Source organism: Thermophilibacter sp., assembly GCF_966187215.1.
Genome location: NZ_CBIFYV010000110.1, coordinates 1 through 14449, shown reverse-complemented (window position 1 = coordinate 14449; position 14449 = coordinate 1). Strand labels below are relative to the sequence as shown.

At 71.9% G+C, this 14449-nt stretch carries 11 protein-coding genes and 1 tRNA gene; 1 reads left to right on the top strand and 11 read right to left on the bottom strand.

All coding sequences use genetic code 11. The features are described 5' to 3' along the window. Positions 1 to 2 precede the first annotated feature (2 nt). The 11 genes from mrdA to ACWTSU_RS08570 form a co-directional block, all read right to left on the bottom strand. Positions 3 to 2039 (bottom strand): penicillin-binding protein 2, encoded by a 2037-nt coding sequence (mrdA, locus tag ACWTSU_RS08620; protein ID WP_455139744.1) that lies wholly within the window; start codon positions 2037 to 2039, stop codon positions 3 to 5. A gap of 4 nt (positions 2040 to 2043) precedes the next feature. Then, entirely contained in the window at positions 2044 to 2595 is a 552-nt protein-coding gene (mreD, locus tag ACWTSU_RS08615) for a rod shape-determining protein MreD (protein ID WP_455139742.1), read from the bottom strand. 10 nt (positions 2596 to 2605) lie between these two features. Continuing rightward, a complete protein-coding gene (mreC, locus tag ACWTSU_RS08610; RefSeq protein ID WP_455139740.1) occupies positions 2606 to 3637 on the bottom strand; it encodes a rod shape-determining protein MreC in 1032 nt (343 codons plus the stop codon). Between the two features lies 1 nt (position 3638). Then, complete coding sequence (gene mreB / locus ACWTSU_RS08605; RefSeq protein WP_455136195.1) at positions 3639 to 4682, bottom strand: rod shape-determining protein MreB; 1044 nt, start codon at positions 4680 to 4682, stop codon at positions 3639 to 3641. Between the two features lie 9 nt (positions 4683 to 4691). Continuing rightward, positions 4692 to 5981, bottom strand: a complete 1290-nt coding sequence (locus tag ACWTSU_RS08600; protein WP_455139738.1) for a tetratricopeptide repeat protein — start codon at positions 5979 to 5981, stop codon at positions 4692 to 4694. A gap of 29 nt (positions 5982 to 6010) precedes the next feature. Continuing rightward, complete coding sequence (locus ACWTSU_RS08595) at positions 6011 to 6559, bottom strand: peptidylprolyl isomerase (RefSeq protein WP_455139736.1); 549 nt, start codon at positions 6557 to 6559, stop codon at positions 6011 to 6013. A 117-nt stretch (positions 6560 to 6676) separates the two neighbouring features. Further along, a complete protein-coding gene (locus ACWTSU_RS08590; protein ID WP_455139734.1) occupies positions 6677 to 7663 on the bottom strand; it encodes a zinc ribbon domain-containing protein in 987 nt (328 codons plus the stop codon). Continuing rightward, complete coding sequence (gene acnA, locus ACWTSU_RS08585) at positions 7657 to 10347, bottom strand: aconitate hydratase AcnA (protein ID WP_455139732.1); 2691 nt, start codon at positions 10345 to 10347, stop codon at positions 7657 to 7659. The genes ACWTSU_RS08590 and acnA overlap by 7 nt, the downstream gene beginning before the upstream one ends. Continuing rightward, positions 10334 to 12730 (bottom strand): HAD-IC family P-type ATPase, encoded by a 2397-nt coding sequence (locus ACWTSU_RS08580; protein WP_455139730.1) that lies wholly within the window; start codon positions 12728 to 12730, stop codon positions 10334 to 10336. The genes acnA and ACWTSU_RS08580 overlap by 14 nt, the downstream gene beginning before the upstream one ends. Positions 12731 to 13042: 312 nt before the next feature. Beyond that, positions 13043 to 13119: transfer RNA gene (locus ACWTSU_RS08575), tRNA-Arg, on the bottom strand. Between the two features lie 51 nt (positions 13120 to 13170). Beyond that, positions 13171 to 13947, bottom strand: coding sequence for a zinc ribbon domain-containing protein (locus tag ACWTSU_RS08570; protein WP_455139728.1), 777 nt, complete (start codon positions 13945 to 13947; stop codon positions 13171 to 13173). Positions 13948 to 14106: 159 nt separating this feature from the next. On the opposite strand from ACWTSU_RS08570, the gene ACWTSU_RS08565 reads away from it, so the two are divergent. Next, a complete protein-coding gene (locus ACWTSU_RS08565) occupies positions 14107 to 14304 on the top strand; it encodes a hypothetical protein (RefSeq protein ID WP_455139726.1) in 198 nt (65 codons plus the stop codon). The last annotated feature ends 145 nt before the right edge of the window (positions 14305 to 14449 follow it).

Here is a 14449-nt window from a genome sequence, read left to right as displayed (position 1 = left end):
CCCTAGTCTCCGGTCGCCACGGCGCTGGACCCGTCGGGCTCGTCGTAGATGGCCCCGAAGACGTCGCGCACCACGAGCATGGCCGACGAGGAGCCCCAGTCGGCGCCGTCGACGTTCGAGACGATGACGTACTTGGGGTCCTCGACGGGGCCGTAGCCCCCGAACCAGCAGCAGTTGCGGTCGAGGTAGGTCTGCTCGGCCGTTCCCGTCTTGCTCGCCACCTGGATGCTCAGGTTGGTCCAGTGCGCCGCCTGGCTCTGCGACTCCCGGTAGGTCACGCCGAGCATGCCGTCGCGCACGAGCGTGCGATAGGAGTCGTCCTCCTCGACGTCGAGGCTCTGCTCGGCCCGGTACTCCGTGACGAAGCCGTCGCCCACCTTCGCGCGCACGCCGCGCAGGACGTGCGGGCGCCACGCGGGGCCGCCGTTGGCGATGCTGCTGTAGGCCTGGGCCATCTGCAGCGCGGTCACCAGCAGGTCGCCCTGGCCGATGGCGATGTTGCAGTTGTCGCCGCCCTTCCAGGTGGCGTCGTCGTCGGAGTAGCCGAGCCCCTTGTAGTAGTCCCACTTCCAGGCGGCGTCGGGCACGCGACCGGACACCTCCCCGTCGAGGTCGATGCCGGTGACGGAGCCGAGCCCGTAGGCCCGGAAGGTCTCCTGCATGCCCTCTGGGTCGGTCTCGGAGTAGTAGAACCCCTTGCCGATCTCGTAGAACACCACGTCGCACGAGTAGGTGATGCCGTTCTGGAGGTCGATGGGCCCGTGGCCGCTCTCGTTCCAGCAGCGCATGACGCCCCCCGAGCGGTCGCCGGACCACGACCACCAGCCGTTGCACGTGTAGGTGGAGCCGGTGGTGGCCACGCCGGCGTTGAGGGCGGCGAGGGCCGTGAGCGGCTTGATGACCGAGCCGGAGGGGTACTGGCCCGCGATGGCGCGGTTGAGCATCGGGTAGTTGGCGTCCTCGGCCTGGAGCTCGTCCCAGTCGGCCTGCGAGATGCCGCCGGTGAAGACGTTGGGCGAGAAGGTCGGGTAGCTCGCCATCGCGAGCACCTCCCCGTTGGTGCAGTCGAGCGCGACCAGACTGCCGCCGACGCAGTCCCGCCCCGCGTCGCGCTGCTGCGTGACGATGCGCTCCAGGGACTCCTCGGCCGCGCGCTGCAGGTCGATGTCGATGGTCAGCACCACGTCGGAGCCGGCCTCGGGCTCGATGTTGGTCGAGTAGCCGAGCACGGCGCCGTCGGCGTTCACGAAGACGGTCTGCTCGCCCCGCACGCCCGCGAGCACGCTCTCGTAGGAGAGCTCGACGCCCGACTGCCCCACCACGTCGCCGGAGCGATAGGAGACGCCCCCCTCGACGTCCTGGCTCGCCTCAAGCTGGTCGGTGGTCACGGTGCCGGTGTAGCCCACCACGTGCGCGGCGAGCGAGCCGTAGGGATAGGAGCGCTGGGTGCGCTGCTCGACCGAGACCCCCTCGAAGGCCTCCGGGTGCTCCCCGATGAAGGCCACGACGCGGCGGGAGACGTCCACGGACACCACGCGCGGGGCCTGGGCACCCTCGGTGGCGTCCTGGAGCTTGCGGCGGACCGCCTGCGCGGGCATGCCGATGAGGTTGGCGAGCAGCTGCACCTCCACGGTGTCGTCGATGACATCGGAGTCGGCCACCACCGTCAGGCTCGAGCGGTTCCCCACGATCTCGCGCCCGTTGCGGTCGAGGATGCGGCCGCGCGGGGCCTGCGTGTAGACGGTGCTGCGCCGGTTGCTCTCGGCCTGCTCCGCGTACTGCTCGCTGGAGACGAGCTGCATGGACCACAGCCGCGCCACGAGCGCCGAGAAGATCGCGCCCACGCCGACGGCCAGCCCGACGAGGCGGTTGGACGACTTCTTCTCGCCGGACGAGTCCGCGCCACCCGCGGCGCGCGGGGCCTGCCCGCCGATGTCGAGCGTGAAGTTGGCCTCCGAGCGGCCGAACACGAGGAAGACGACGACCAGCGCGAGCGCGAGCACCACGCACACGATGACTATGACGAGCGAGAGGTCCACGCCCCTACAGCCCCCTCCCGGAAAGGTGGCTGCCGCGGCGACGGCCCCCAAGCGAGGAGCCGGGGGTGCGCGCGCGGTTGAGGAGCCAGGCGAAGGGGAGGAACGCGACGAGCGTGAGCGCGGCGGTGGGCAGGGCCCTGAGGAAGAGCGCGTCGACGAGCGAGTCGCTCTGCCCCACCAGCAGCATGGCGAGGTGGTAGACGAGGGCGACGGCCAGGTCGGCCACCGCGAACCGCGCGACGCACAGGCCGAGGTCGCCCGCCGCCCGCTCGCGGCCCTCGCCGGACAGCAAAAACGAGGCGACCGTCAGGCAGAACGCCATGAGCCCCACCGGGCCGGTCGTGCACAGGTCGAAGACGAGCCCGGCGAGAAACCCCGCGACCACCGCGCGGGAGGGCGGCGCCGAGAGGGACACGCTGACGGCGAAGACGAGCGCGAAGTTGGCCCGACCGTTGCCGAGCCCCACGTTGGGCGCGAGCGCGAGCTGCGCCACGAGGCACACCGCGGCGACGACCGCCGTGGTCCGGGCCTCACGGTTCCTGTCGGCTACCTGCACGCTCCCCCCCTTACTCCGCGTCCCCGCCGGACGTGCCGGCGTCGTCTGTGGCGCCGGCGTCGTCGGTCGCTCCGTCGTCGGAGGCTCCCTCGTCCGAGCCGTCGCCGGACGAGGCGCCGTCCTCGCGCTCCTGCCGGTCCGCCTCGGCGATGTCCTCGGCGCTGCCCTGCTGCTCCTCGGTGAGCGAGGTGATGACGAGCACCTCCTCCACGCGGGAGGGATCGGCGTAGAGGTCCACGACGATCGTGAGGTACATGTCGCCCGGGCTGCTCTCGACGCTCGCCACCTCGCCGACGGGCAGCCCCTTGGGGAAGACGCCGCCCAGCCCGCTCGTGACGATGACGTCGCCGACGTTGACCTGCTCGCTCGTGCGCACCAGCTCGAGGGTCACCTCGCCGGTCGCCGAGCCCTGCAGCATGCCCTGGGCGCGCGAGGACTGCACCATCGCAGATATCGAGGAGTTCTCGTCGGAGAGCAGGCGCACGGTGGAGCTCGTCGCCCCGCTCGAGACGATCTGCCCGATGACCCCGCTCGAGGCCGTCACCGGCATGCCGGCGGTGAGCCCCGACGAGCTCCCCTTGTCGATCGTGACCGTGGAGCTCCACGAGTCCGTGGAGCCCGAGATGATGTGGGCGCCCGTGGAGGTGAGCTGGCTGGTGTCCTGCAGCTCGAGCAGCTCGCGCAGGCGGTCTGCCTCCCCCACGTCCTCCTCAAGCTCGGCGTTGCGGGCCCGCAGCTCGTCCACCTCGGCCTGGAGGTCGGAGAGCGTCGCCTGGTCGGCGGTCAGATTGGAGAATATGTTGCCGAGGCCGCGGAACGGGGCGGCGGCGGCCGACCCGAGCAGCCGCACGGGCGTGGTCACGGTCTGGAAGGCGCCGCGGACGGCCCCCAGCGGGCCCGACTCGCCCGTCTGGCAGCTGAGCGTGAACAGCGCGACGGACGCGACCAGGCACGCGACGAGGGCGCGGACGCCCGATGACTGCTTGCGCGTCGTGGGTCCCAGGGTCGGGGCCGCTCCCCTCCCCCTCGAGCTCAGCTGCACGCTACTGCGCCGTGCTCTGGACGAAGCCGCCGGACAGCGCGTTGGCCTCGAGGACCTTGGCGCAGCCCACCACGACGTTCTCGAGCGCCGTGGGGCTCACGTTCACGGGCACGCCCGTCTCCTCGCGCAGGCGCTGGTCGAGCCCGCGCAAAAGGCCGCCGCCGCCCGTGAGCAGGATGCCGTAGTACATCAGGTCGGACGCGAGGTCGGGCGGGGTCACGTCGAGCGCGTCCTTGACGGCCTTGGTGACCTCGTCGAGCGGGCGGTCGAGGGCGCGGCGGATCTCCTCGCTCTCGATGCGCACCGTCTTGGGCAGGCCGCTCATCACGTCGCGGCCGTTGACCTCCACGTCGAGCTCCTCGGCGAGCGGCGCCGCGGAGCCGACCTTGATCTTGATGTCCTCGGCGGTCCGCTCGCCGATGGAGAGGTTGTAGGCGTCCCGCACGTGCTCGAGGATCGTCTGGTCGAACTCGTCGCCGGCGGTGCGGATGGACTGCGAGACCACGATGCCGCCCATCGAGATGACGGCGACCTCGGTGGTGCCGCCGCCGATGTCGACGACCATCGAGCCGGTGGGGTCCTCGATCGGCAGGTCGGCGCCGATGGCCGCGGCCATGGGCTCCTCGATCAGGTAGGCCTGGCGCGCGCCGGCCTGGATGGTGGCCTCGAAGACCGCGCGCTTCTCGACGGACGTGACGCCGGAGGGCACGCACACCACCACGCGCGGTCGCGGCGACCAGGGGTAGCGGCGCTCGCGGGCCTTCTCGATGAAGTAGCGGAGCATGACCTCGGTGACGTCGAAGTCGGCGATGACGCCGTCCTTGAGGGGGCGCTCGGCGATGATCGAGCCGGGCGTGCGGCCGATCATGCGCTTGGCGTCGGCGCCCACGGCCAGGACGCGGCTCTCGGACTTGTCGATCGCCACGACCGAGGGCTCGTTGATCACGATGCCCTGCCCGCGGACGGCCACGAGCGTGTTGGCCGTGCCGAGGTCGATGGCGAGGTCGCCGCCGTACTCACCGAAGAGGGAGTCAATGATAGACATGCTCGGTTCCTACTCAGTGGTCGCGAGGTAGGTCGGCTCGACGGAGCTGACCTTCCAGCCGATTCCGTCGCGCACCATCTCGATGGTGTAGTCCTGCTCCCCGCCGCCGGCGAGCGTGGCGGTGAGCGTCACGGTGGACGTGCTCATGGAGCGGTCCACCCCGTTGACCGTGACCTCGGCGCCGGAGGGCAGCACGTCGGACATCTCCTGGATCTGCGCGCTCGAGGTGCCGGGGGCCACGTAGGGGGCGATGTCGGACCCGTCGCTCTTGGCGCCGAAGAGCTCCTCGGCAACGGCCTGCTGCGTGGGCCAGCCGTAGCCGCTCACGTAGGCGAAGGCGGCGGCGCCGGCGAGCAGGACCAGCAGCACGAGGATAACGAGGAAGACCTTGAGGCCGGTGCGGCGGTGCTTGCGGCGCGCCTTGCGGTCGTGCTTATCCTGCTCGACGATGTCCTCCTCGCGGATCTCGAAGAAGCCGGTGTCCTCGGGCGACGGCATGAGCTCGCCGGAGGCACCGGTGGGGTCGAGCGGGTCGTAGGAGGTGACGCCGTAGCCCGCGGCGGCGAGCATGGCGTCGGTCTCGGAGGGGCGGCGCTGGCCGATGGAGGCAACGGCCTTGCGGGCGGCGTCGTAGGAGGCCTGGGCCTCGGGGGTGAGCGTGAGGGTGCCGTCGGCCGTGGCGTGCGCGAAGGCGTCGACGGCCTCGTTCATGCGGTTGGCGGCCACGTAGGCGAGCGCGAGGTCGCACCAGATCCGGTTCTGGCTCTCGAGCGGGCCGGTGAAGTCGAGCGCGGTGCGGTAGGCCTCCACGGCGTCCACCGGGCGGCCCAGGCGCATGAAGCAGCTGCCGAGGTCGGACAGGGCGAGCGACGGCGCCGGGTTGGACTCGTCGATCGCGGCGCTGCGGTAGGCGATGCCGGCGTTGCGGACGTCGCCCAGCCGCTCGTAGGCGCTGCCGAGGGCCATGTAGGCCTTGTAGGGCGTGGCGTAGGAGTCGTCGGAGACGGCCTCGGTGAGCGAGGCGACGGCCTCCTCCGTGCGGCCGGCGGCGAGCAGCGCGCGGCCGCGGTTGCAGCTCAGCGCGCCGCGCTTGCCGTAGGACGCGTCGGCGAGCGCGGCGGCGTAGGCGGCCGCGGCGGCGTCGTACTGGCCGAGCTTCATGTAGGCATTGCCGCGCAGGTGCTCGACCTCGCCCGAGGTCTCGCCGGGGGCGACGGCCTGACCGAGCAGGGTGACGGCACCGAGCCAGTCGGCCTGCTGGTACGCGCGCTTGCCGGATTCGAAAGCCTGTTGGTTCACGTTTCTCTCCCCCTCGCAGGAGCCGGGCGCTACGCCTTCGCGTGCTCGATCCTGATGCTGTTGATGACGTCGCCCGCGCGGAGCAGGTCGATGACGTCTCTTCCCTCGATGGTCTGCCCGAAGACGGTGTAGCCCGAGTCGAGGCCGTGCTGCGGCCCCAGGCAGAGGTAGAACTGCGAGCCCGCCGAGTCGGGGTCCTGGGAGCGCGCCATCGCGAGCGCGCCGTCCTCGTGGGAGTTGCGCGGGTTCACGCTGAACTCCTCGCGGATGCGGTAGCCCGGCCCTCCCGTGCCCGGCCGGCCGCTGGGGCCCGCCTCGCCGCGCGCCACCTGCTCGGGCGTCATGTCGCGCGTGTTGGGGCAGCCTCCCTGGATCACGAAGCCGGGGACGTAGCGATGGAACTTGAGGCCGTCGTAGAAGCCGGAGGAGGCCAGCTCGCAGAAGTTGGCCACGTGCACCGGCGCGCCGGCGCCGTCGAGCCTCACGCGGATGGTGCCCCGCGAGGTGTCGATGACCGCGACCTCGTCGCCTGTGACCTCGTAGGTCGGGGTGTAGAGCTGGTCGGCGAGAAAGCCCATGTCCCCTCCTTAGCGTCGCCGTCGGCGGGCGTGCCCGCGCGCGTGTTCAACTCAATGATTCTATCAGGACGCGCACGGTTTCACACATTCGGCAGACGCGGCGCGCGGGCGACGGCGCTAGGAGGCGTCCTCGGCGGTCGGGGCCCAGTCGTCGTAGTTCCGCTCGAAGAGGGCCCGGTAGTCCGATGCGCCGGCGAGCGTCGAGCTGACCGAGTCGGCGACCGAGGTCGCGTCGTCGGCGCCCGCCGCCTCGCCCCAGGCCGCGGTGAGGGCGTCGCAGCGGTTGCGCAGCCAGTTGGCGAGGGTCACGAGGTGCTCGAGCTCCTCGGCGTAGGCGCCGTCGTCGTCGGAGAGCGTGCTGGACGACGATATGAGGTTCGAGACGTCGATCGACACGGACCGCGCGCCCGAGAGGCCCTCGTCGGCGTCAGACTCCACGACGCCCGTGACGAGCGCGCGCAGCGCGTCCTCGCTCTCGTCCACGCGCTCGGCGAGCTGACCGAGCCGCTCGTACGCCGAGGAGATCGCCTCGAGCGGCGTGGCCGGCTGGTCGTCGCCCGTGGAGCCATCGTCGGAGCCGGAGCCCGCGTCCTGGCCCGAGAGCGTCTCGACCGTTCCGGGGAAGCCCGAGTACGTGGTGTCGGCGGGCTCGCTCGCGCGCGTCCGGGTGGCGGCCGGGTCCCAGGGGTGCGTGATGAGCAGCGTGGCGCCGCCCACCACCACCACGGCGAGAAGGGCCGCGAGCGCGAAGACGCGCGGGCGCGGGATGCGGTCGCGCGCGGCCGCGCGGCCCGCGTCGTCGTCGGCCGGCGGGATGGCGCTCTCGATGCGCGTCATGACGCCGGTGCGGCCGGTGCCGTCCTCGTCGTCCGCGATGTCGGGCAGGTCGAGGTCCCGCTCGCGCCGGGCCGGACGCTCGGGGGCCACGCGCGTCCCGCACTTGGGGCACGTGGTCTCCCCGGGCGCCACCAGCGCCCCGCAGCCGGGGCACCAGCTGGCCTCGGAGAGGGATATGCGCCGCGTCACGTCGAGCTGCGCGTGGCAGCGCGGGCAGACGAGCGCGCCGTCGTCGACGCGCGCGCCGCAGCTGGGGCAGGTCAGCACCGGGCCTCCTCCCCTCCCGCGAGACGGTCGAGCACGTAGGGCAGGATGCCGCCGGAGGCGAGGAAGGCCCCCTCCATCGGCGTGTCCACGCGCACGGCGCAGGAGAACTCGGTGACGGTGCCGTCGGGTCGCGTGGCGCGCACGCGCGCGGCGCGCGGCTCCGGCAGCCCGCCGCCGAGGTCGACGGGCTCCACGTCGAAGGTCTCGTCGCCGCGGATGCCCAGCGAGTCCGCCGTCTCTCCCTCGGGGAGCTGCAGGGGCAGCACGCCCATCTGCACGAGGTTGGAGCGGTGGATGCGCTCGAAGCTCTCGGCGATGACCGCGCGCACGCCCAGCAGGAGCGGTCCCTTGCCCGCCCAGTCGCGGCTGGAGCCGGAGCCGTACATCTTGCCGGCCACCACGACGAGCGGGACGCCCGCGGCGCAGTAGGCCTCCGCGGCGTCGAAGACGCTCTGGACCTCGCCGGTGAGCAGGTTGGTGGTCCACCCGCCCACGCGGCCGCCGGCCAGCGCGTTTCTCAGCCGCACGTTGGCGAAGGTGCCGCGCGCCATGACCTCGTGGTTGCCCCGGCGCGCGCCGTAGGTGTTGAAGTCGGCGGGGGCGACGCCGTGCTCGGTGAGGTAGCGCGCCGCCGGGGAGTCGGGCGCGATGGCGCCGGCCGGCGAGATGTGGTCGGTGGTCACGAAGTCGCCGAGCAGCGCGAGCGCCCGCGCGCCGCGCACCTCGAAGACGTCCGAGCGGCGGGCGATCTCGAAGTAGGGCGGGCGCCGCACGTAGGTCGACGCCTCGTCCCACGAGAAGGTGTCAGAGGGCTCGGACCCGAGCGCCCGCCAGGCGGCCGACCCCTCCATGAGGCCCCGCGCGCCCTCCTCGAAGAGCGTCCCGTCGAGATGGGCGGCCAGCTCGGCGGCCACGTCGGCGTCGGTGGGCATGACGTCGGCGAGCATGACCGGCTCGCCGTCGGCGCCCGTCCCCAGCGGCTCGGACGCGAGGTCCACGTCCACGGTGCCCGCGATCGAGTACGCCACCACGAGCGCGGGCGCGCAGAGGTAGTTCTGGCTCACGTCGGGCGAGATGCGCCCCTCGAAGTTGCGGTTGCCCGAGAGCACGCTCGTGAGCTCGAGCTCGCGCGCGCGCGCCCTGAGGCACGCCTTGATCTCGCCGGAGTTTCCGATGCAGCTCATGCAGCCGAAGCCGCACGTGAAGAAGCCCAGCTCGCGCAGGGGCTCGTCGAGCCCACAGCGCCTGAGCAGAAGCTCCGTGGCGTGGCTGCCCGGGGCGAGGACCTTCTTGACCCACGGCTTGGGAGAGAGGCCGCGCGCGCGGGCGTTTCTCGCCAGGAGCCCCGCCGCGACCATCATCGCCGGGTCGGTGGCCGTCGTGCAGCTCGTGATCGCGGCGATGGCGATGGCCCCGTGGCCGAGCGGGCCCGCGCCCTCGACCTCCACGCGCTCGGAGAGGTCGCGCCCCGCGGCGCGGGCGGCGTCCTCGAAGCGTCCCTTGAGGCCGCCGACGCCCACGCGGTCGTGCGGGCGCGACGGGCCGGCGAGCGAGACCTCCACGGAGGAGAGGTCGAGCTCCAGGGTGCGGGCGTAGACGCGGCCCGCGTCCCCCTCGCCGCCGTAGACGCCCTGGGCCTCGAGGTAGGCGCGCGCGAAGGCCACCTCCGCCGGGTCGCGCCCGGTGAGCTCGAGGTAGTCGCAGGTGACGTCGTCGGTGGGGAACAGCGTGGCGGTGGCGCCGTACTCGGGCGTCATGTTGGCCACGCAGGCGCGCTGGGTGGCGCTGAGCGCCGCCACGCCCGGGCCCGTCACCTCCACGACCTGGCCCACGACGCCCTCCGCGCGCAGGAGCTGGGCCACGGTGAGCGCCACGTCCATGCCCGAGACGCCGTCTGCCGGCGCCCCCGTCAGGCGCAGCTCCGTCACGGGGGGCACGAGCATCGAGACGGGCTGTCCCAGCGAGGCGGCCTCGGCCTCGATGCCGCCGACGCCCCAGCCGAGCACGCCCAGCCCGTTGGCCGTGGTGGTGTGCGAGTCGGTGCCGACGAGCGTGTCGAAGCAGGCGAGCTCGTCGGACGCCAGCGCGTCGGTGGCGACCACGCGGCAGAAGCGCTCGATGTTCAGCTGGTGGCAGATGCCGCCGCCGGGCGGCACGATCTCCACGTTGTCGAAGGAGCGGCTCGCCCACTTGAGGAAGGCGAAGCGCTCGCGGTTGCGCTCGGCCTCGAGCGCCTCGTTGGCCTCGGCGGCGCCCGCGCGCTCGGACACGTCGGCGATGACCGAGTGGTCGACGATCAGCGTGCAGGGGATCTTGGGGTTGACCGTCCTCGGGTCGCCCCCGCGCGCCGCCATCGCGTCGCGCATCGCGGCGAAGTCGACGAAGACCGGCACCCCGGTGAAGTCCTGGAAGAGCACGCGCGCGGGCATGAACTCGATCTCGTCGCCCGCGCGGCCGGCCAGGCCCGCCTCGAGGACGGCGGCCGCCCCGCGCGCCGCCGCCTCGTCGCTCGCGGCGCGGCGCACCACGTTCTCCAGCAGGCAGACGAGCGCGCGCGGCAGCCGGTCCGCGCCCGGCAGGCCCGAGACCACCACCGCCGGGCGCGCGACGCCCCCGGCCTCGACCGTGCTCGTCCGCCGCGCGGCCGCGACCGCCGCGAACAGGTCGTCCCTAACCTCTGCCATGATGGCTCCCCTCAACCTTGCTCACGAGCCGCGCGAAGCGCGCGCTTGTCTCGTAGCCCGCGAGCGAGCGGTCGTACATGACGTTGAACAGCGCCACCGCCGCCAGGCCCGCGACGACGATGACCGCCCCCATGCTAGCGTCCATGTCCACGAACTCGAAGAACGAGCGGCCCACCGTACACCCAAGCGCAACAATGGCCACGATGACGGCGAGAAGGACCGCCCGCAGCGGCGTGAGCGGCTGGGAGATGCGCCAGATGAGCGCGATGCCCACGAAGGCCACGAGCACGGTGCAGACCGTTGAGATCTCGTCAAAGGAGTGCTCGAGCGCGCGGCCCACGACGAGCTCGGCGAGGAGCGCACAGAGGATGGCCGCCGACGCGGGCAGCGAGCGCGCGAGCACGTTGGCGAGGAAGCTCCCGCGCACGCGCTCGTGGTTGGGCTCGAGGGCGAGCACGAACGACGGGATGCCGATCACCGCCGTGGAGAGCAGCGACATCTGGATCGGGATGAACGGGTACGGGGGCATCACGATGCAGATGAGCGCGAGCACCGCGGTGAAGACGGTCTTGACGAGGAACAGCGACGCCGAGCGCTGCAGGTTGTTGATCGAGCGGCGCCCCTCGGCCACGACCTCGGGCATGTGCGCGAAGTCGTTGTCGGCGAGCACGATCTCCGAGACGTTGCGCGCCGCGGCCGAGCCCGACGCCATGGCCACCGAGCAGTCGGCCTCGCGCAGGGCGAGCACGTCGTTGACGCCGTCGCCGGTCATGGCCACGGTGCGCCCGCGCCGGTGCAGGGCGCGCACGAGCTCGCGCTTCTGCTGCGGGGTCACGCGCCCGAACACGCGGGCCCCATCGACCGCCGCGTCGAGGTCCTCGGGCGTGGCCAGCGTGGTGGCGTCCACGTACCGCTCGGCGCCCGGCACGCCCACGCGCGCGGCGATGGCCGAGACCGTGCGCGGGTCGTCGCCCGAGATGACGCGCAGCTCCACGCCCTGCTCGAGGAAGTAGCGCATGGTCTTTGCCGCCGTAGGGCGGATCTGGTCGCGGATGGCCACGCAGCCGAGGAGGCGCGGGGAACCCACGACCCGGTCGGCTTCGTCGAAGCCGTCGGACTCGGCCACCACGAGCACGCGCTCGGTGGCGTCGAGGGCCTGCGTGAGCGCGTCGGCCTCGCCGGCGCGCCCGGCCCCCAGCACGAAGGCCGCGGCACCCATGACCAGCGCGCGGCCGTCCGCCGTCACGCACCCGGAGTACTTGCGCGCGGACGAGAAGGGCACCGCGCGGGCCGCGGGCGCCGCGTCCCTCTCGCCCTTCTCGCCCACGTAGGCGAGGATCGCGCGGGCGGTCTCGTTGGCGTCGGCCTCGTTGGCGCGCGTGACGCGCGCGAGCGCGACGACGACCTCGTCGGCGGCGCGGCCGGGCGCGGGCACGACGTCGGAGACCTCCATCTCGCCGGTGGTGATCGTGCCAGTCTTGTCCAGGCAGAGCGTGTCCACGCGCGCGAGGGTCTCAACGCAGTAGGCCTGCTGCACGAGGACCATGCGCCGGCCCAGGCGGAAGGTCGCGATCGCGAGCACCGACGAGGTGAGCAGCACGAGCCCCTGCGGGATCATGCCGATGACCGCGGCCACCGAGGTGAGGATCGCGTCGGAGGGGGTGCCGCCATCCATGAGCAGCGAGCGCAGGAACAGCCCCGCGCCCAGCGGGACGAGCACCACGGTGCCCAGCCGGATGATCGCGCGCAGGGTGTCCTGGATCTCGGAGCGCACGGGCTTGACGTACTTGGCCTCCGCGTTGATGCGCGCGGCGTAGCCCTCGGCGCCCACGCGCGTGACGCGCGCCACGAGGCTGCCGGCGTCCACGAAGCTGCCCGAGAGCAGCTCGTCGCCGGGGCCCTTGGAGACCGGGGTCGACTCGCCGGTGAGCAGGCTCTCGTTCATGCTCACATGGCCGGAGACGATGACGCCGTCGGCGGGCACCTGGTCGCCGTGGGCCAGGCGCACGAGGTCGTCGGCCACCAGCTCCGAGGGCGCCACGCTGCGCTCCCCGGAGGCGCGGATGACCGTGACCTCCTTCTGCGTGAGAATCGTGAGCCGGTCCACCATGCGCTTGGCGCGCAGCTCCTGGCCCACGCCGATGAGCAGGTTGGCGGCCACGACCACCATGAAGAGCATGTTGCGGTACTGGCCGGTGACGAGCACGAGCACGGCCAGCGCGAGGTTCACGGCGTTGAACAGCGTGAGCGCGTGCTCGGCCACGATCTGGCCCACGGACTTGGTGCGCACGTCGGTGTTGGCGTTGGTGCGCCCCTGGGCCACCCGCTCGGCGACCTCCTCGTCCGTGAGGCCCGCGAGGCCCTGGTCCTTCTCGCCCGTCATCGCTCCCCTCCCGTCGCGTGCGGCGTCCATTGTGCCACGGGACGGCCGGGGTGACGGAATCCTTACGAAAAAGAGAGACGCGGCGGCCATGTGACGGGCGACGGGTGGCGCGCCGCAGTTCCGGATTCGCGAGTGCACGAAATTATTGATATCCATCCGGCTTTGAAGCCCCTCTTGCCCACAAAACCGCAGGTCACGAGAAGTCCGCGCCATCGAACTTAGCACGAATATCAATAATTTCGTGCACTCGCGTAAGGGGAGGCGCGCGCAAAGGGCCCGGTCACCACATGGCGACCGGGCCCGAACGTGCGATGGTGCGCCCAGGGGGATTCGAACCCACGACCTTCTGCTCCGGAGGCAGACGCTCTAATCCACTGAGCTATGGGCGCGTGCGGGTGACAGTATAGCCGATTCGGCGAGAAGCGCCAGCGACGGCGCGCCTACGAGAGGTCGAAGGTGATGTCGTAGCTGTAGTCGTAGCCGCTCATGCCCAACTGGTAGTTGTCGCCGTTGGGCCACCAGGTCATGCCGTCGCCCAGGTTCGCGCCGTCGACGCTCTGGCTGAGCGCCACCGCGTCGTCGTAGGAATAGTGCTGCTGCGTGAGGTCAAGCCCACCGGAGACCGTCAGAATCCAAGCTCCCCCGTCATCGCTGAAGTTCGCGAGCGTGCTGTAAGCATAGTCATTGTCCTCAGGGTCGTCGTAGCCGTAGGAGAACTTCCACGCGCCGACGAGCTTGCCGTCGGCGGCGCCGTCGGGGAACTGGAGGCGATACCAGTCCCAGAGCGTCCCGCCGTCGGGGAGCGTGGCGTCCTCGAGCCGCCAGACGGTGCCGTCCTCGTTGCTCCCGTCCCTGACGAGCCTTCCCCTCACGAACGGGGACTTGTCCCCGTCGCCATACGCGCCGCCCACGGTCACGTAAGCGTCCGACCCCTGCCGCTCAAACTGGAAGTACAGCAAGCCGTTGATCGAGATGGTCCCGTTGGGGACCCTCGGCCCGCCGAGAAGCCCGGTGGCGAAGGCGACGACCACGCCGACGACGGCCACCACCACGACAGCCGCCGCCACGATCAGCGGCTTTTTCCTGGGGTGCCGGCTCGTGACCCGGGCGGCGCCGGCCGGCGCGCCCGTCGTGGGCGCCGGCGCGATGCGCGCGCCGCACGAGGCGCAGAACTGCGCGTTGTCGGGAAGCTGGGTGCCGCACTTGGGACAGAACATGATGCCTCCTCAGATCCGGGTGCCGTCACGACCCATGGACTCGGGCGACCGGCCCAGTCACATCATAGCCCCCGCCCTCGTCCCCATGTTGCGCAACAAACGCGCGCCGGGAGGACCTACGCTGGAGCCGTCCGAGGGAACCAGGCGAGAGGAGCGAACATGCTCGAGAACATGACGAGGGCCGCGGCGTACGGGGACGCGCTGGTGCGCACGGCGTCGCGCTCGCGCGGGCAGCTGGTCCAGGTCCACGACCCGCAGGTGGGACTCCAGCTCGGCGACGTCCTCCCCTACGTCGTCATGGCCATCGTCGTCATCGTGGCCATCGTCGTCGTGGTGAGGTCGCACAGAAAGAAGTAGCGAGGGGCACGGTCAGTCGAGCCGCCCCCATCCACGGAACGCACGGGGCGCCCGCCAGCGGGGAGATCCCATCGGCGGGCGCCCCGCCTCGAGCGAGCTTCTCCCTAAGCGGTCCTGGGGTTCAGGGCGATGCCCGCGACGGACG

What these genes read in the sequence shown, in the direction of transcription:
- mreB (WP_455136195.1), bottom strand. Translation starts at nt 4,682, where the DNA reads ATGTCTATCATTGACTCCCTCTTCGGTGAGTACGGCGGCGACCTCGCC.
- ACWTSU_RS08595 (WP_455139736.1), bottom strand. Translation starts at nt 6,559, where the DNA reads ATGGGCTTTCTCGCCGACCAGCTCTACACCCCGACCTACGAGGTCACA.
- acnA (WP_455139732.1), bottom strand. Translation starts at nt 10,347, where the DNA reads ATGGCAGAGGTTAGGGACGACCTGTTCGCGGCGGTCGCGGCCGCGCGG.
- ACWTSU_RS08580 (WP_455139730.1), bottom strand. Translation starts at nt 12,730, where the DNA reads ATGACGGGCGAGAAGGACCAGGGCCTCGCGGGCCTCACGGACGAGGAG.
- ACWTSU_RS08570 (WP_455139728.1), bottom strand. Translation starts at nt 13,947, where the DNA reads ATGTTCTGTCCCAAGTGCGGCACCCAGCTTCCCGACAACGCGCAGTTC.
- ACWTSU_RS08565 (WP_455139726.1), top strand. Translation starts at nt 14,107, where the DNA reads ATGCTCGAGAACATGACGAGGGCCGCGGCGTACGGGGACGCGCTGGTG.